Genomic DNA, 17,547 nt, shown 5'->3' with positions numbered 1-17,547 from the left:
CGGCCCGCTCAGTCCGTGATCCGGTACTGCGCGATCTTCCGGTAGAGCGTCGACCGGGCCACCCCCAGCGCCGCGGCCGCGGCGGCCCGGTTCCCGTCGGTGTCGCGCAGCGCGGCGACGATCGCGTCCCGCTCGGCCCGGTCCACCGCCCGCAGCGTCCCGGACGGCGCGCTCTGGCAGGACTCGGGCAGGTCGGTCGCCTCGACCACACCCACCGGCCGCCGGCCCAGGGCCGCGGTCAGCGCGTCGCGCAGCTCGCTCACGTTCCCCGGCCACGGGTGTCTGCCCACCGTCCGCAGCGCCCCGGCGGACAGCCGCACGTCGCGGCCGGGGGCGAGCTCGGCGAGCAGCGCGGCGACCAGGCCGGGGAGGTCGCCGGGGCGGCCGCGCAGCGGCGGGACCGGCACCGACACCCGGAACCGGGCCAGCACGGCGTCGCGGACGGGGTCGGGGACCGCGGTGTCCGCGCGGGTGCCGGCCGTCGGCAGATCCCCGCGCGCGACGGCGAGCGGCACCCCGGCGTCACGCCGGTCGAGGTCGCGCAGCAGCACCAGCGCCCGCCGCCCGGCCCGCCGGACGCGGTCCTCGAGGTCGGCGCCGTCGTCGTCCGGGCCGACCTCGACAACCGGGCCGGGCCAGGAGTCCGTGACCAGCCGCGCCCGGCCGGAGCCGGGCTCGCCGGTGACCAGCAGCGGTTCCCCCTTCCCCAGCGCCCCGGCGACGGCGGCCCGCGCCGCCCGCCAGGCCGGGCTCACCCCGGCTGCGTCGGGCCGCGGGGTCGCCGCGACCGGTCCGGCGGGGCCGCCGCCGTCGGGCTCGCGCAGCAGCGTCACCACCGCCACCAGGCCGGCGACCGACCCGCCGACCGGGACGACCGCGCCGCGCAGCCGCGCCCGTGTCCCCGACGGCAGGTCCACCCGGTCGTCGACGCCGGGGCCGCGGAGCAGCAGGAACCGGGCGTGGTCGGTGAGCGCGGCGTGGTCGCCCGCGTCGAGCAGGGTCTGCATCGCGGTGTTCGCCAGCACCGTGCGGCGCCCGACGGCGAGCACCGCCCGCCGGGTGCGGGACTCGGTGCGGGCGTAGGCGTCGAACAGGGCCTGCTGGGCGGGGTCGCGGTCGTGGAGCAGGGCGTCGGAGATGCGCGCGGCCGCGGAGCGCACCAGCGACAGCAGCAGCGGCGAGGAGTGCTCGGCGCGGCAGGACAGGTCGAGTACCGCCTCGATCCGCCCGGTCGCCGGGTCGCGCACCGGGGCGCCGGCGCAGGCGTAGTCGTGGAGCTGCTCGACGAAGTGCTCGGCGCCGACGATGTGCACCGGCAGGCCGGACTCCAGCACGGTCCCGACCCCGTTGGTGCCCACCGCGCCCTCGGCGTAGCCGAACCCGGCGGCGAACGCGTTGACGTCCGCGGACCGGGCGATCACCGCGTCGGTGTCGAGGCGCACCAGCAGCCGGGCCCGGTGGTCGGTGAGCGCGACGCAGACCCCGATCCCGGCGACCTGCTCGGCCAGCTGCTCCATCACCGGGCGCGCGCAACGGACCAGCCGGGAGCCGGTGTCGAGGTCCGGGTGGAAGCGGTTCGCGATCATCGCCGGGTCCACCCCGCCCGCGATGCTGCGCCGCCACGACGCGACGACGTGGCCGGGCACGCCGGGCAACGCGACGTCGGGCCGGTCGAGCAGCTCGGCCCGCGCGGACACGAGCTCGCGGCGGCGTGCGAGCAGATCCCCCATCGACGCACCTCTCTGTGCTCGTCCTCACATGATGCGTCACCGGTCAACACCCGCCGGTGTCCGAAGTTCGGACACCCGGGGATCGGGCCGGTGACCCTAGCGTCGGGAGACCGTCGTCACACCTGCATCCGGAGGACCCATGGCCGCCACGACCACCGAGCACGTCGACGTCCTGATCGTCGGGGCCGGGGTGTCCGGCATCGGCGCCGCGCACCGGCTGCGGGAGGAGTTCCCCGACCGCAGCTTCGTGCTGCTGGAGGCCCAGGACGCCCCCGGTGGGACCTGGTGGACGCACCGCTTCCCCGGTGCCCGCTCGGACAGCGACCTGTTCACCTACGGCTACCGGCACAAGCCGTGGACGGGACCGTCGATCGCAGCGGGCGGGGAGATCCTGTCCTACCTCCACGAGGTCATCGACGAGGACGACCTCGCCGGGCACATCCGCTACCACCACCGCGTCACCGCGCTGAGCTGGTCCTCGGAGGAGAACCTCTGGACCGCGGACGTCACACGCACCGACACCGGCGAGACCCTGCACATGACCGCGTCGTTCCTGTGGATGTGCCAGGGCTACTACAACCACGACGAGCCCTACACCCCGGAGTGGCCGGGCACCGAGCGCTTCGCCGGGACGGTCGTGCACCCGCAGTCCTGGCCGTCGGACCTCGACGTCACGGGGAAGAAGGTGCTGGTCATCGGATCCGGCGCGACCGCGGCGACGGTCGTCCCGGCGACGGCCGCGACCGCCGAACACGTGACGATGCTGCAGCGCTCGCCGTCGTACTGGTTCCCGGCGCCGACCGTGCACGAGCTCGCGACGATGCTGGAGCCGCTCGACCTGCCGGCGGAATGGACTCACGAGATCCTGCGACGCACCTACGTCCAGCAGCTCGACTGGCTGGCGACCACCGGCCGTGACGACCCGGACGCACTGCACGAGTTCCTGGTCGAGTCCATCCGGCCGCTGCTGCCCGAGGGCACCGACGTCGAGAAGCACTTCGTCCCGCGCTACCGGCCGTGGCAGCAGCGCATCGCGTTCGTGCCCGACGGCGACTTCTTCGCCGCGATGCGCGAGGGGAAGGCCTCGGTCGTCACCGACACCATCTCCGAGTTCATCGAGAAGGGCGTGCAGGTCTCCTCCGGCGAGGTGATCGAGGCCGACGTCGTCGTCACCGCGACCGGCTTCGACCTGGCGGTGTTCGGCGACATCCCCTTCACCGTCGACGGCGAGCCGGTCGACTTCACCCGGCACGTCACCTGGCGCGGTCTGATGATCAGCGACATCCCGAACATGGCCTACGCCTTCGGGTACTTCCGGCACAGCTGGACGCTGCGGATCGACCTGGTCAACGACCTGATCGGCCGCATCCTGGCGCGCATGGACGAGCGTGGGGACCGGGTCGTCGTGCCCACGCTGCGGGCGCAGGACGCCGACATGCCACGGCTGCCGTGGGTCTCGGAGGACAACTTCAACCCCGGCTACATCGGACGCTCCCAGCACCGCATGTTCGGGCAGGGCGACCGCGAGCCCTGGACCCACATGCACGAGCACGACGTCGACCGGGTCGAGCTGCCGAAGGCCGACCTCGACGACGGCCTGCAGTACCGCTGACCCCGACCGACCGCACACCCCGAGGAGACCCACCGTGCCCCGCATCCCCGTGTCCACCGGCGTCGAGCTCAACTACGAGACCGCAGGCGACGGCGACCCGCTGCTCATGATCATGGGCACGTCCGGCGCGATCCCGCTGTGGGGCGAGCTCGCGCACCGGCTGGCCCAGACCCACCGGGTCATCACCGTCGACAACCGGGGCCTGGGCGGCAGCGACCGCGGCTCCGGGCCGATCACGGTCGGCTCGATGGCCGCCGACACCTCCGCGCTGCTCGACGCCCTGGAGATCCCGCGCGCACACCTGCTCGGCTGGTCACTGGGCTCGGCCGTCGCACAGGAGATGGCGCTGGCCCGCCCCGAGCAGGTCGCCTCACAGGTCCTCTACGGCACCTGGGGCCGCACCGACGGCTTCCAGCGCGCGGTGCTCACCGCGCTGCGCCTGCCCTACGTGCACCGTGACATGGAGTCCGCACTGGCCGCGTCAGGGCTCGCGTTCTCCCCCCAGGCCCTCGACGACCCGAACGTGGGCGCCCTGCTGGAGGCGCTGCTGCCGGCGTTCCCGCAGGACGAGGCGCAGATGCAGGTGACCGTCGAGCAGTGGGACGCCGACCTCGTGCACGACACCCTCGACCGGCTGGACGCGATCACGGCACCGACGCTGGTCGTGGTCGGCGAGCAGGACCTGCTGACCCCGCACTGGCAGTCCCGCGCGGTGGCCGAGCGCATCCCGGGCGCCCGGTTCGAGCTGGTCACCGGGCCGGGGTCCAGCCACTGCATGCACCTGGAGCGGCCCGAGGACCTGACGAAGCTGGTCACCGGGTTCCTCGGCGAACAGCGGATCTGAACGGAGCGGCCGGGCGGGGTCGCCCCGCCCGGCCGGCGTTTAGGAGTCCCGGTGCGCCTTCGGGGACCGCCCGAAGCGCGCCCGGAAGGCGCGGCTGAACGCGGCCGGGTCCGGCATCCCCCAGCGGGCGCCGACCGCGCCGACCCCGACGTGCGCGAGCCCCGGTCGGCGCAGGTCGGTCCACGCTCCCTGCAGCCGCTGCTCGCGGATCTCGCCGGCGACCGAGGTGCCCTCCTCGGCGAACAGCTTGTGCAGATAGCTCACCGAGATCGCGCAGGCGGCGGCGACACCCGCGGGGTCGAGGTCGCGGTCGGCGATGTGCTGGCGGATGTGCCCGCGGGCCCGCGCGACGTGCAGGTTCTCCGGCGCGGACGCGGGCACGGTGCTGCGGACCAGCGCGACGAACACATCCCCGATGGTCCGTGCGACGGCCTCCCGCGCGGCCACGGGGACGTCGTCGCCGATCGCCCGGTCCAGGGAGGACAGCAGCGGCGGCAGCATCGCGCCGACGCCGCGACGGCCGTCGAGGGCGACCGCGGTGGCCTCGGCCATCTCCGCCCGGGACAGCGGCAGCGCGCTCTTGGGATGCAGGCAGACCTGGTACTCGAAGCTGTCGGTGGTGACGAAGGTGAACGGCCTGCTGCTGTCGTAGATCACGAACTCGCCGGGGCCGATCACCGCCTCCCGTCCGTCCTGCGCGACGAGTGTGCGGCCACGGCGGGCCAGCGCGATCTGCAGGTAGTCCTCGTCGGCCGCCCGCACCTGGCGCGGTGTGCGCTCGAAGCGGTGCGGCACCGAGGAGATCCGCCGCAGGTGGGTACCGGCCACCGAGGAGGCGGTGACCCGTCCGGAGACCAGACCGGTGGTGGACGGTGTCACGTCCAGCGCGACGAACTGGTCGCAGACCGTGGCGCGCCAGAATTCCAGCCGGTCGGTCTCGGCCACGGTGGTGGTGTCGATCGTGACCAATGCCATACCCGAGCATCGCACGTGGACGTCACGAACGTGTTGCTCCGATGTGAGGACGTCGTCGCGCGGCACGTTCGGCCGCCCTGGCCCGTACCCTCTCGTCGGTGCAGAAGCCGGCCCCGGACCGCTTGAGGCAGACCAGACCGAGTAACCGGCCGTGCCCGTCGACGACGGCGAGCCGCCTGCGCCCCTCGGCCCGCATCCGGTCGCGCGTCGCGGTCGCCGGCGCGGTGGGGGCGACGGTGCGCCCGGCCAGGGTGCCGAGCCAGCGGACCGGCGCCGCTGCGGGACGGCCGTCGAGGTCGCCGCGCTCCACCACGGCCAGCAGCACACCCCGGTCGACGACGAGCAGCGCGTGCACGTGGTCGTCGCGGAACACCTCCCGGGCCTGGTGCACCGTGGTGGTGCGCCCGCACGTCCGCGGGTGCGCGATCATCGCCTCACCGGTGCTGCCGGGGGCCCACCCCGTCCCGGGACGCTCCGGCGCCGGGCCGATCATGCCGCGTCGCTCGAGTGGCCGGGCACCACCGGGAGGTCGGGGCGCACCAGCGGGACGAGGTTGTTGACCGCCAGGGCGGCCTCGCCGAACCCGACCGAGATCAGCCGGACCTTGCCGTCGAAGTCGGTGATGTCCCCGGCCGCGAACACCCGGGGCAGCGTCGTGCGCATCGACCGGTCGACGGCGATGTGCCGGCGGCTCATCCCGATCCCCCAGTTCGACAGCGCCGCGAGGTCGGCCTTGAACCCCAGCGCGGCGACGATCTCGTCGGCCCGCAGGGTCTCGACGCCGTCCGGGCCGGACACGTCGACCTCGGAGACGTGGCCGTCGCCGCGGACGTCGTGCACCTCGTAGGGGGTCAGGATCCGCACCGACGAGGCGCGCAGCTCGGTGACGCTGCGCTCGTGCGCGCGGAAGGCGTAGCGGCGGTGCACCAGGGTCACCGAGGCGGCCAGCGGCTCCAGGCACAGCGCCCAGTCCACCGCGGAGTCCCCGCCGCCGACGATCAGCACGTCCTTGCCCGTCAGATCGGCCGGGCGCGGCACCGCGTAGCGCAGCCCGCGCCCGACGAAGTCGCCGCCCGCGGGCAGCGGGCGCGGGGTGAACCGGCCCATGCCGCCGGTGACCAGCAGCGCGCCCGCCCGGACCCGCACGCCGCGGTCGGTGGTGACGGCGACGCCGTCGTCGAACTGCTCCAGCTCCACGGCGTCGTGCCCGAGCAGGTAGGTCGGCTCGGCCAGGGCGGCCTGCTCGACCAGGGAGTCGACCAGGTCCTGCGCCCGGACCCGGGGGAAGCCCGCGACGTCGAAGACCGGCTTCTCCGGATAGAGCACCGACATCTGCCCGCCCAGCTGGTCCAGGGCGTCGACGACGACCACGGACAGGCCGCGGAAGCCGGCGTAGTAGGTGGCGTAGAGACCGGTCGGACCGGCGCCGACGACGACCAGGTCGGCGGTGAGATCCCCGCTCATCGGGGCCTCCGCTGCGCGACGATCGGGTGGTCGCCGTCGGCCGGATCGGCGTCCTCGCCACCACCGGCGAAACCCTGCTCGCGTACGAAGACCGCGTTGGCGTCGACGAACGGCGCCAGCTCGGCGGGCATCTTGTGCTCCCAGTGGATGGCCTCGCTGGGGCACGCGGGCATGCACTTGCCGCAGTCGACGCACTCGTCGGGGTGGATGTACATCATCCGCTCGCCGGGGTAGATGCAGTCGACCGGGCACTCCTCCATGCAGGCGCGGTCCTGCACGTCGATGCAGGCTTCGGTGACGACGTAGGCCACGGGGTATTTCCTCCGATGTGGACGGTGGCGGCACGTGGGTACGCGGCTCGGCCGGAGCAAGGGGTCTCCGGCCGAGCCGCGTGGCTCAGGCGGTCTCGACCTCGACGAGGGTGTCGGAGAACGTGGGCGCGTTGCCCAGGTCGCCGAACACGGTCGGGTTGACCGCGGCCAGGGTGGTGCCGGCCTTGGAGTTCTTGCGCCAGCCGCCCATCGGGCTCACCACGACCCCGCGGGACACGGTGTCCTGCAGCGACGCGACGACGGTGAACTCGCCCCGGTCGTTGAACACGCGCACCGGCGCCCCCTCGGCGATGCCGCGGGCAGCGGCGTCGTCCGGGTGGATGATCAGGGTGTGCTCGTTCGCGACACGGCGGTGGAACTCGTGGCTGGCGAAGCTCGAGTTCAGGAACGCGTGCGACTTGGGCGTGAGCAGGTTGAGCGGGTAGCGGGCGGCGAGCTCGGGGTCCGCGGCGGCGGACTCGCGCGGCGGGATGTAATGCGGCAGCGGGTCGACCGGCTGGCCGGGCTGGTGGTCGTTGGAACCCTGCCGGAACAGCGGGACGACGAAGTTGCCGCCCGCCGCGGCGGCGGAGACGAACTCGGCCTTGCCCGACGGCGTCGGGAAGTTCCCCTCGGCGTGCGGGGCGTAGGCCTCCGGCGGGGCCACGTTGAGCCGCTGCCATCCCTTCTCCTTCAGCGACTCGACGGTGATCCCCTCCATGTGCGGGTGGGACCAGTCGAACGCCTCGGCGATCATCTCGGAGTCGGTGCGCCGGAAGACCGGGTCGTCGAAGCCCATCGCGGCGGCGAGCCTGCGGAACATCTCGGTGTTCGGGACGGCCTCGCCCAGCGGCTCGATGGACCGGTGGTTGTAGGTCACGAACAGGTGACCCCAGGAGAACATGATGTCGTCCTGCTCGAGCTGCGTCGTGGCCGGCAGGACGATGTCGGCGTACTCCGCGGTGTCGGTCATGAACTGCTCCGACACGACGGTGAACAGGTCCTCGCTCTCCAGGCCCTTGATCAGCCGGTCCTGGTCGGGCGTGGTGACGACCGGGTTGGAGTTGTAGACCATCAGGCCCTTGATCGGCGGGCCGGCGGGCAGGTCACCGGCGAGCGCGGCACCGAGCCGGTACTGGTTGATGACCCGGGTGCCGGGGGTGAGCATCTCCGGGTGCATGAAGGCGCCCCAGTTGACGGGGAACGCCCACAGCGGCAGCTGCAGGATTCCGCCGCCGGGCTTGCGCCAGGCGCCGACGAGGCCGGGCAGACAGGACAGGGCGCGTACGGTCTGGCCGCCGCCCGCGTGCCGCTCGACGGCGACGCCGATCCGGATGACCGACGGCTGCGCGCCGGCGTACTCGCGGGCGAGCACCCGGATGGTCTCGGCGGGCACGCCGGTCTCGGTCTCGGCCCACTCGGGGGTGTAGCGGGAGACGCGCTCGGCGAACTCGTCGTAGCCGACGGTGTGGTTCGCGATGTAGTCGTCGTCGGTGAGGCCCTCGGCGATGATCACGTGCGCCATGGCCAGCGCGAGCGCGCCGTCGGTACCGGGGCGGATCGGGATGTGCTGGTCGGCCGCGGCCGCGGTGCGGGTGCGGACCGGGTCCACGACCACGACCTTCGCGCCGTTCTTCTTCGCCTTCGCGATGTAGGGCCAGAGGTGCAGGTTGGTGCTCATGATGTTGCAGGCCCACACCAGGATGAACGTGGAGTGCACGAGGCTCTCCGGGTCCACCCCGGCGGTGTCGCCGATGGTCATGGCGTAGGCGGTGCAGGAGCCGGAGTCGCAGTAGGTGCGCTCGGCGACGGTGGCGCCCAGCTTCGCGAAGAAGGGGTCGCCGACGTTGAGGCCGTTCAGGATGCCCTGGGTGCCCAGGTAGCTGACCGGCATGATCGCCTCGGGGCCGTGCTCGTCGGCGATGGCCCTGAAGCGGGTGGCGATCTCGGTGACGGCGTCGTCCCAGGTGATCCGCTCGAAGCGGCCGCTGCCCTTGGGCCCGGTCCGGCGCATCGGGAACAGCACACGGCCCGGGTCGTACACGCGGTCGAGGTAGTTGTTGACCTTCACGCAGAGGCCGCCGTTGGTGTACGGGTGGTCCGGGTCGCCGACGACCGAGGTCGCCGTCCCCGAGCCGTCGACGGTCACCAGCATCGCGCAGGTGTCCGGACAGTCCTGGGGACAGGCGGCCTTGACCACCTTCTCGGTCAGCGGCGTGGCCGGGGCCTCGTGCGTCGCGGTCATGGGTGCTCCTCGCCTCGTGGTGGGATGGCGTCGCCCACGAGACTGGTCGCCCGCCGCGCGCCGGTCTTGGCACCGGGAGCACTGACGTTGTCCCGGGGAGCACAATCGCGCCCCCCGGGACGCCCGGTCAGGCGTAGGTGTGGAAGCCCCGCCCGGTCTTCTTGCCGAGCAGGCCGGCGTCGACCATGCGGGCCAGCAGCGGCGGCGGCGCGTACAGCGGCTCCTTGAACTCCGCGTACATCGACTCCGCGACGGCCTGCACGGTGTCCAGGCCGATCAGGTCGGACAGCGCGAGCGGGCCCTGCGGGTGCGCACAGCCGCGGACCAGTCCCTCGTCGATGTCCTCGGCGGTGGCGAAGCCGGACTCCATCATCCGGATCGCCGACAGCAGGAACGGCACCAGCAGCGCGTTGACGACGAAGCCGGCGCGGTCCTGGCAGTCGATCGCCTTCTTGCCCAGACCGTCGGAGACGAAGCTCCGCGCACGGGCCAGGGTGTCCTCGGAGGTCATCAGGCTCGGGACGAGCTCGACCAGCGACAGCACCGGCACCGGGTTGAAGAAATGGATGCCGACGACCTGCTCGGGCCGCTTCGTCGCCACCGCCAGCTTCATGATCGGGATGGACGACGTGTTCGACGCCAGCACCGCGCCGGTGTCGGTGACGAGCCGGTCCAGCTCCCGGAAGACGCCGGTCTTGAGCGCCTCGTCCTCGGCGATCGCCTCGACGACGAGCTCCCGGTCGGCCAGCGCGTCCAGCCCCTCGACGACCTCGAGGCGGGTCAGAACCTCCTCGGCGGAGTCGATCCGGCCGCGCTTCTCCGCCCGGGCCAGCGACGACTCCAGGCGGGCCCGGCCCGCCTCCACCGCGGCGGCGGAGGTCTCGACGACCCGCACCCCGTACCCGGCCCGTGCCGCGACCTCCGCGATCCCGGATCCCATCTGACCGCAGCCGACGACGCCTACGCGCTCCATGAGCACCTCAGTTCCCTCTGCGCGACCCGGGATCTCCGGGACGCGGTCGAACCGTCGAGACTTCCGTCGGCGGGGGGCGGGGCACAACCCGGCGCGACGACGGGTGCCCGGCCTCACTCCGCCGGCGCGGCCGGTGCGGCGGCGGCGCACGCGTGCCGCGGTCCCGGACGCCGCCCCGCTCCGGCGCAGGCCGTCGGCTCAGCGACGGTCGGCCGGGTTCCCCACGGCGCGGGGCGCATCCCGGCGACCGACGGCGGGCAGCTGCACGGTGGCGTCGTCGGGGAGGCGGCGATGGCCCCCGGGCGCCGCCGGACCGGCGTCGGACGCGGAGACCGCCGGGGCGGCGGGGCCGGACGGGGCCGGACGGTCCGGCCTCGGCCCGCGCGGCGCGCCGCCCCCGCGCAGGCTCCGCACCACCGACAGCTCGGCGGCGAAGCGGCCGCGCAGCACGACCAGCGTGCCGACCGACGCGACCCCGCCGGCCAGGGCCGCGGCGGCCAGGGTCACCAGGTCGATCCCGAGCGGGCGGACCAGCACCGCCACGCCCCAGGTCGCGGCCACGGTCAGCACCAGCGCCGGGACGTGCTTGACGTACATCCGCAGCACCGCCCCCATCAGGCCGGGCGAGACGCGTGCGGAGAACTGCAGCATCACCAGGAAGTGGACGACGATCGCCAGCGACGCCCCGGCCGCGACGCCGACCAGGCCCCACAGCAGCCCGCCGGTCACGGTGAGCACGACGACGTAGCCGGCGTAGAGCCACTGCCGCCAGGCCGCCCGGTAGACGGCGCCGGTGGCCCGGGTCAGCGAGGTGCTGATCTTGTACGAGGTGCGCGGCAGCAGGACCAGCGCGAACAGCTGCACCAGCGGCACGACGGCGTCCCACTGCGCCCCGAGCAGCACCCGGACGACCTCGGGGGCGAGCACGCAGAGCAGCACCGCGGCCGGGGCCGTGACCAGCGCGACCAGGCTCGCGCTGCGCACGTAGGCGGCGCGTAGGCGGGGGCCGTCGTCGCGGACCCGGGCCATCGCCGGGAACAGTGCCTTGTCGGCGGCACCGCCGATGATGTTCGCGGGTTCGGAGAGCAGGTTGTAGGCGCGGCCGTAGACACCGAGCGGACCGGTGCCCAGCGCGTTGGCGACGACGAGCTTGTCGGCGTTGAGCGCGAACCAGTTGCCGAGCTGGGCGATGGAGAACCCGGCGCCGTAGCCGAGCAGCGGCCGCAGCCGGCCCCAGCTCGCGGTGGGCCCCTCGGGGCGGAACCGCGGCCGGGTCAGCGCGAGGTAGCCCGCGCACTTGGCGACGGCGGCGGCGATCTCGCCGAACGCGAGCGCGGAGGCGCCGAACCCGGCCACGGCCAGGACGACACTGACCCCGATCAGCGCGGGGCCCGCCGCGAGCAGGTCGACCGTCGCCATCGAACGGAACCGCAGGTCGCGCTGGAGCAGGCCGAGCGGGGTCGCCGAGGCCCCCGCGAACAGCAGCGCGATCGACAGCAGCGGCAGCAGTGCGGAGTCGGCCGGGAGCCCGACGAGCGGGCTGATCACCGGCGAGCCGAGGGCCAGCACCGCGGCGAACACCGCCGCGACCAGCACCGAGAACCAGAACGCCGCCGTCACGTCGCGGTCGTCGAGGTCCTCGCGGTGCACCAGGGAGGCGGCGACGCCGAGCTGGGTGACCAGCTGGGTCAGCCCGACGATCAGCAGCGCGGCCGCGGCCGCACCGAACTCCTCCGGGGTGAGCAGCCGGGCCAGCGCGACGGTGGCGCCGATCTGCAGCACCGCCTGTCCGACGGTGCCGGTGAACGCCCACGCGAACCCGCGCGCGGTCCGCGCGGTCAGCGACGACCCGGACGATGCCGACGGACCCGTCCCACCCGGCGGGCCGGGGGCCGGTGCGGGCACCGGGGGCACGGGCCGCAGCGGCCGGGTCGGGTCGTCGGGCAGATCGCCACCGGGTCCGGTCACGCGGGTCCTCCGGTCGTCGGGGCGGGTCGGCGCGTCGGGGGGCGCGCCGTCAGTGCCGCTTCCCGCGGAGTGCGGGATGCAACCGCCCGACGGTACCGAGGGCGCTGAACCAGGCGAGCTGGGTGGCCCCGCTGTGCGCGGCCTCGCCCCGGCGCGGCTCGGCGAGCAGCCGGGCGCGGCGCATCCCGGAGATCGCCGGGTGGAACACCGAGTTGCCGACGCCACGGGTCAGCACCAGGTCGGGCAGCCCCTCGACCGACGCCCGGTAGGCAGGCGGCACGCCACGCAGGCTCCAGCAGTCCGACCACGCCGGCGGCTCGCCCGGGTACTCGAGGACGAACTCCAGGTCGAGGACCTTGAGCCCGGCCCGCTCGTCCCACACGAGGTTGTGCGGGGACAGGTCGAGCACGAAGCGGCCGCGCTCGTGCAGGTCGCGGCAGAACCGCAGCAGCGTCCGCACGACCTCCGGGCGCAGCTGGGCGAGCTCGCCGGGCAGCCGGCGCACGATGTGCCGTCCGGTGTCGCCGTAGAACGGGGTGAGCAGCCAGTTCGGGCCGTGCTCGAGCAGCTCCGGGACCTCGGGCAGGTCGCCGAGGTCGAGGCGGGCCCGCAGCTCGCGGCCGTAGGCCTCGTGCGCCCCGGGCCGGAACACCTTGCACACCGACGGGCCGTGCACCGGGTGGTGGACCAGCGCCACGCGGGCGCGGAACCCGGGCGAGGTGCCGCCGAGCATCCGCACGACCGGGAAGGGCATCGCGCACCGGCGGCCGAGGTCCTCGACCGGTCCGGCGATGCGGTGCAGGATCCCCGGATCGCCGAGCGCGTCGAGCAGGGCGAGGGCGCGCTCCGGCGACGACGATGCCTGCACCGGCAGGTAGTGCTCCCGCGGCGGGACGCGGCGCAGGACCCGCTTGTCGGTGTAGTCCAGGACGGCGGCGACCCGGTCGGCGACCGCCTGCACGCCCGACGTCCCGACCGGGGCGACGACGTCGCAGGCGACGATCAGGGCGTACGGCGCACCGGACGGGACCGGGCGCGACGCCGGCGCGGGCAACGTGCCGCGGACCCGGGCGACCTGCGCGTCGTCCAGGACGACGACGTCGAGGATCTCCAGCCCACGGGCGACACCGGCGACGGCCTCGTCGAGCAGGGGCGCCGCCGCCGACCGCACGACGAACACGGCCAGACCGCGCCAGCGGTCGGCCGCGGCAGGTGCGCCGCGCCGAGTCTCCTCGAGAGTCACCGGCTCGGCCCGAAAGGTTGCGCCATGAGCGAATGATAGGGCGCCCTTGAACAAGGGGTTAACTCGACCGGTCCTGTGGTTGTCCCCGGGATGGCGGATTCACCGGTCCGTGTGACGGCATCGGAGGGAACTCGTCCGGCCCAGCCGCCTTCGGTGCCCGCCGCCTAGGTTCACTCGGGTGAGCAGCGCCGAACTCGCCGACCTGTACCGCGACCTGCACCGTCACCCGGAGCTGTCCTTCGCCGAGACCCGCACCGCGGGCATCGCCGCGGCCCGGTTGCGCGACGCCGGCTACGACGTCGCCGAGGGGGTCGGACGCACCGGTGTGGTCGGGGTCCTCCGCAACGGCGACGGCCCGACCGCGCTGCTGCGGGCCGACATGGACGCGCTGCCGGTCGCCGAGGACACCGGCCTGGACTACGCCAGCGCCGTCCGCGCCGTCGGCCGCGACGGGGAGGAGACCGCCGTCGCCCACGCCTGCGGGCACGACATGCACGTCACCTGTCTGGTGGGCGCCGCCGCCGAGCTGGCCGCCGCCCGCGACAGCTGGCGGGGCACGCTGCTGGTGGTGTTCCAGCCCGCCGAGGAGTTCGGCGCCGGCGCCGACGCGATGCTCGACGACGGTCTGTTCGCCCGCTTCGGCACCCCCGACGTCGTGCTGGGCCAGCACGTCGCGCCGCTGCCCGCGGGGCTGCTGGCCCTCGCCGCCGGCCCGGCGTTCGCGGGCAGCGACACCGTGCGGGTGACCCTGCACGGCTCCGGCGGGCACGGCTCGCGCCCGGAGACGACGGTCGACCCGGTGCTGCTCGCCGCCGCGACGGTGCTGCGCCTGCACACCGTCGTGCCGCGGGAGGTGGCCGCGACCGAGACCGCTGTGCTCAGCGTCGGCATGCTGCGGGCGGGCACGAAGGAGAACGTCATCCCCGACTCCGCCGAGCTGGGCCTGACCGTGCGGTCCTACACCCCCGGCGTCCGGGACCGGGTGCTCGCCGGGATCGAGCGCACCGTGCGTGGCGAGGCCGCGGCCTCGGGGGCGCCGACCGACCCCGAGATCCGGCTGCTGGAGTCCTTCCCACCGGTCGTCAACGACGCCGACGCCGCCGAGCGCACCCGGGCCGCACTGGCCGCGGTCACCCCGCTCCCGGTCGTCGACCCGGGGCCGGTCACCGGTAGCGAGGACGTGGGCCGGTTCGCCGTCGCCGCCGGGGTGCCGTGCGTGTACTGGCTGCTCGGCGGCGCCGACCCGGCCGCGTTCGAGGGCGCGGGCACCGTCGCGGAGATCCGGGAGCGGACCGCGTCGCTGCCGTCGAACCACTCCCCCCGCTACGCGCCGGTGGTCGAGCCGACGCTGTCGGTCGGCGTCGCGGCGCTGGTCGCGGCGGCGCGGGAGTGGCTGCCGGTCGGCTGACCGGGGTCAGAGGGCGGGGGCGCGCAGCGCGTGCACCGCGACCCGCGCGGCGGCCCCGATCGCCGCGTCCGCCCGCGGGACGGCGGCATCGCTGCGCGCGGCGTGGGTGTAGACGGCGACGGCGACCGGGTGCTCCCCCGGGTAGGTCACCACGCCGACGTCGTTGCGGACCGCGCCGACCGTGCCGGTCTTGCCCGCCACCCGCGCGGCCGCGGGGAACCCGGCGCGCAGCCGGTGCGGCCAGATCTGGGCTCCGAGCACCCGGCGGGCGAAGGCGGTGGACCCGTCCGAGGCGAGCTCGCCGCGCCAGAGCATGCCGAGCAGCGCGGTGGTGTCCGCCGCCGTGGTGGAGGAGCCGTAGACCGGGCTGAGTGCACGGGTCCGTACCGGCACGTCGTTGTCGGCGAGCACCGCGAAGGCCGCGGCGACGTCGTCGGTCCCGGTGTCGGCGAGCAGGTCGGCGAACACGTCGTCGGTGCCGCCCCGGATCCTGGTGCCGGTGAGCCCCAGCTCGGCGGGCAGCGCGGCCACCCGGTCGCGCCCCACCCGGGTGTGGACGACGTCGGCCGCGGCGTTGTCCGAGGCCGTCACCATCGAGGTGACCAGGTCCCGCCAGCTCATCGTCACCGGGTCGGCCAGCGCGGAGATCCCGGTGATCCCGGGCGTGCGCCGCACCGGGACGACGACGGGCTCCCGCGGGTCGACCGTGCCGGCGTCGACCGCCCGGCAGTACGCGACCAGCACGAACACCTTGTAGACCGAGGCCATCACGACCGGCACGTGCGCGCCGACGCCGACCTCGCGCGCCGTCGGGCGGGTCCCGTCGCCGGTGACCGGGCGGGCGTGCAGCCAGCCGCGCACCCCGGCGTCGCGGAACACCGCGCGGACCTCGGCGGCCGGGGTCACGCGCCCTCCCGCAGCGCGTCGGCGAGCGCCCCGACCAGGCCGTCCGGGACGCCGTCGCGGTGCACCACCCGGACCCGGTAGGGCACCGGCTCCCCCGCCACCGGCCTGCGGACCACGCCGTCGCCGGCGAGGCCGGGGTCGGCGGTGAGGAGGAACGCGGCGCCGGTCGCGACCAGCGCCAGTGCCTCCGCCGGGGACGCCGCGTCGGCCGGGCCGGCCGGGCACCCGCGGGCGTCGAGGGTGTCGAGCAGCAGGTCGTGGGCGGCCGGGGCGTGCGCCCGCGGCGCCGTGGCCGCCGCCGTCCCGCGCAGGGTGCGCAGCACCACCGGCCCCGGCCCGGCCGCGGCGGGGTGGCCGGCGGACAGCAGGACCTCGGTCGGCAGCGCGACGACCGGCCCGGCCCGCGCCGACTCCAGCACCGTCGGGTGCGCGACGACGGCGACGTCCACCGTCCCGTCCGACACCGCGTCGACCAGCGCGACGGTGGTCGCCACGGTGGGCGCGACCCGCAGGCCGGTCGCGGCGGCGGCGCGGACCGCCAGCCGGGCGGTGGCGGCCGGGCCGAGGTCGGCGACGACGCCGAGCCGCAGCACCCGGGCCGCCTCCGCGTGCCGGGCGGCGGCGCGGCCGAGCGCCGCGGCGTCCTCGATCAGGGCACGGGCGCGGGGCAGCAGGTCGCGACCGGCCGCCGTCGGGGAGACGCCGCCGGGTCCGCGGTCGAACAGCGGGGTGCCGAGCCGGGCCTCCAGCCGTCGCAGACCCTGGGACAGCGGCGGCTGCGTCATCCCGAGCCGGGCGGCGGCCCGCCCGAAGTGCCGCTCCTCGGCGACGGCGACGAAGAACGTCAGGTGCCGCAGCAGGTCCACCGGCTCGCTCCATATCGATCGGCTATCACACGCGAAGCACGATCGTATTCGCGCTATCGGTCCGGATGCGACACGGTGCGCCCATGACGATCACCCGCCGTTCCCTGCTCCTGGCCGGTGCCGCACTGGGCGGCGCCGCGCTGACCGGCTGCGCACCGGCGGCTCCGCCCGCACCCGCGACACCCGCCCCGGCGGACCCGGGCGCCGGGAGCGCACCGATCCCCGCGCTGGCCGACGTCGAACGCGAGTACGCCCGCACGATCGGGGTGCACGTGCTCGACACCGGCACCGGCGCGGCGGCCGGGCACCGCGACGGCGACCGCTTCCTGATGTGCTCGGTGGTCAAGGCGCTGATGGCCGGGTTCGTGCTGCACCGCTCGCTGTCCGAGCCCGGCCTGCTCGACCGCCCGGTCCGCTACGGGCGCGCCGACCTGCTGGAGTACGCGCCCGTCACGACCCGGAACCTGGCCGCGGGGATGACCGTGGCACAGCTGTGCGAGGCCGCCGTCACCGTCTCGGACAACACCGCGCACAACCTGCTGCTGCGCGAGGTCGGCTCCCCCGCCGAGCTGACCGCGTGGCTGCGCACGACCGGGGGCACCGTCACCCGTTCCGACCGGGCCGAGACCGCGCTGAACGACCGCGACGGCGAGCGCGACACCTCGACCCCGGCCGCGCTGGCCTCCACGCTGCGCACCCTGGTCCTCGGCGACGCCCTGCCGCCCGCGCAGCGCGACCGGCTGACCGGCTGGCTGCGGGCGAACACCACCGGCGACCGGCAGATCCGCGCGGCGGTCCCGGCCGGCTGGACCGTCGGCGACAAGACCGGCTCCGGGCCGCTCGGGGAGCGCAACGACTCCGGGGTGCTGTACCCGCCGGACGGCGCACCGCTGGTCCTGACGGTCTTCACCGTCCCGGCCGACCCGGCCGACACGGCGCGCGGGGAGGCCGCGGTCGCCGCGGCGGCCCGGGCCGCGATCGCCGCGCTGCGCGGCTGAGCGC

At 75.0% G+C, this 17,547-nt stretch carries 15 protein-coding genes; 4 read left to right on the top strand and 11 right to left on the bottom strand.

Annotated features, from left to right (window positions below):
- Positions 1 to 8: 8 nt before the first annotated feature.
- Entirely contained in the window at positions 9 to 1,730 is a 1,722-nt protein-coding gene (locus tag ATL51_RS19665; protein ID WP_100879507.1) for a sigma-54-dependent Fis family transcriptional regulator, read from the bottom strand.
- A gap of 139 nt (positions 1,731 to 1,869) precedes the next feature.
- Between ATL51_RS19665 and ATL51_RS19660 the strand changes: the two genes are divergently transcribed.
- Positions 1,870 to 3,342, top strand: a complete 1,473-nt coding sequence (locus tag ATL51_RS19660; RefSeq protein ID WP_100879506.1) for a flavin-containing monooxygenase — start codon at positions 1,870 to 1,872, stop codon at positions 3,340 to 3,342.
- A 34-nt stretch (positions 3,343 to 3,376) separates the two neighbouring features.
- A complete protein-coding gene (locus ATL51_RS19655; RefSeq protein WP_073577504.1) occupies positions 3,377 to 4,186 on the top strand; it encodes an alpha/beta fold hydrolase in 810 nt (269 codons plus the stop codon).
- A 39-nt stretch (positions 4,187 to 4,225) separates the two neighbouring features.
- Here the strand turns inward: ATL51_RS19655 and ATL51_RS19650 are convergent, their stop codons facing one another.
- The 8 genes from ATL51_RS19650 to ATL51_RS28375 form a co-directional block, all read right to left on the bottom strand.
- Positions 4,226 to 5,161, bottom strand: coding sequence for an AraC-like ligand-binding domain-containing protein (locus tag ATL51_RS19650; protein ID WP_100879505.1), 936 nt, complete (start codon positions 5,159 to 5,161; stop codon positions 4,226 to 4,228).
- Positions 5,162 to 5,183: 22 nt separating this feature from the next.
- The gene (locus ATL51_RS19645; protein WP_100879504.1) at positions 5,184 to 5,654 is read right to left on the bottom strand and encodes a CBS domain-containing protein; all 471 of its coding nucleotides are present in this window, start codon (positions 5,652 to 5,654) and stop codon (positions 5,184 to 5,186) included.
- Positions 5,651 to 6,625 carry an NAD(P)/FAD-dependent oxidoreductase gene (locus ATL51_RS19640; protein ID WP_100879503.1) on the bottom strand — a complete coding sequence of 325 codons (975 nt, stop codon included), beginning with the start codon at positions 6,623 to 6,625 and terminating at the stop codon, positions 5,651 to 5,653. Before ATL51_RS19640 ends, ATL51_RS19645 begins: the two co-directional genes overlap by 4 nt.
- Positions 6,622 to 6,936, bottom strand: a complete 315-nt coding sequence (fdxA, locus tag ATL51_RS19635; RefSeq protein WP_100879502.1) for a ferredoxin — start codon at positions 6,934 to 6,936, stop codon at positions 6,622 to 6,624. The genes ATL51_RS19640 and fdxA overlap by 4 nt, the downstream gene beginning before the upstream one ends.
- A gap of 85 nt (positions 6,937 to 7,021) precedes the next feature.
- Complete coding sequence (locus ATL51_RS19630) at positions 7,022 to 9,181, bottom strand: molybdopterin-containing oxidoreductase family protein (RefSeq protein WP_100879501.1); 2,160 nt, start codon at positions 9,179 to 9,181, stop codon at positions 7,022 to 7,024.
- Positions 9,182 to 9,308: 127 nt separating this feature from the next.
- Positions 9,309 to 10,154 carry a 3-hydroxybutyryl-CoA dehydrogenase gene (locus ATL51_RS19625; RefSeq protein ID WP_100880817.1) on the bottom strand — a complete coding sequence of 282 codons (846 nt, stop codon included), beginning with the start codon at positions 10,152 to 10,154 and terminating at the stop codon, positions 9,309 to 9,311.
- A 198-nt stretch (positions 10,155 to 10,352) separates the two neighbouring features.
- Positions 10,353 to 12,122: a lipopolysaccharide biosynthesis protein gene (locus tag ATL51_RS19620; RefSeq protein WP_157818451.1), complete on the bottom strand. Its 1,770-nt coding sequence runs from the start codon at positions 12,120 to 12,122 to the stop codon at positions 10,353 to 10,355.
- 49 nt (positions 12,123 to 12,171) lie between these two features.
- A complete protein-coding gene (locus tag ATL51_RS28375) occupies positions 12,172 to 13,365 on the bottom strand; it encodes a hypothetical protein (protein ID WP_157818450.1) in 1,194 nt (397 codons plus the stop codon).
- 178 nt (positions 13,366 to 13,543) lie between these two features.
- Here ATL51_RS28375 and ATL51_RS19615 point away from each other — a divergent pair, with 178 nt between their 5' ends.
- Positions 13,544 to 14,773 (top strand): amidohydrolase, encoded by a 1,230-nt coding sequence (locus tag ATL51_RS19615; protein WP_100879499.1) that lies wholly within the window; start codon positions 13,544 to 13,546, stop codon positions 14,771 to 14,773.
- Between the two features lie 6 nt (positions 14,774 to 14,779).
- Here ATL51_RS19615 and ATL51_RS19610 read toward each other — a convergent pair whose 3' ends face one another.
- Entirely contained in the window at positions 14,780 to 15,679 is a 900-nt protein-coding gene (locus tag ATL51_RS19610; protein WP_100879498.1) for a serine hydrolase, read from the bottom strand.
- The gene (locus tag ATL51_RS19605; RefSeq protein ID WP_100879497.1) at positions 15,676 to 16,545 is read right to left on the bottom strand and encodes a LysR family transcriptional regulator; all 870 of its coding nucleotides are present in this window, start codon (positions 16,543 to 16,545) and stop codon (positions 15,676 to 15,678) included. Before ATL51_RS19605 ends, ATL51_RS19610 begins: the two co-directional genes overlap by 4 nt.
- 83 nt (positions 16,546 to 16,628) lie before the next feature.
- Between ATL51_RS19605 and bla the strand changes: the two genes are divergently transcribed.
- A complete protein-coding gene (gene bla, locus ATL51_RS19600) occupies positions 16,629 to 17,543 on the top strand; it encodes a class A beta-lactamase (RefSeq protein ID WP_100879496.1) in 915 nt (304 codons plus the stop codon).
- Positions 17,544 to 17,547: the final 4 nt, after the last annotated feature.

The sequence above is a fragment of the Pseudonocardia alni genome (genome assembly GCF_002813375.1).
Lineage (GTDB): Bacteria > Actinomycetota > Actinomycetes > Mycobacteriales > Pseudonocardiaceae > Pseudonocardia > Pseudonocardia alni.
Note: the sequence above shows the minus strand (reverse complement) of the source record. Positions and strands in the feature narration are given on the sequence as shown.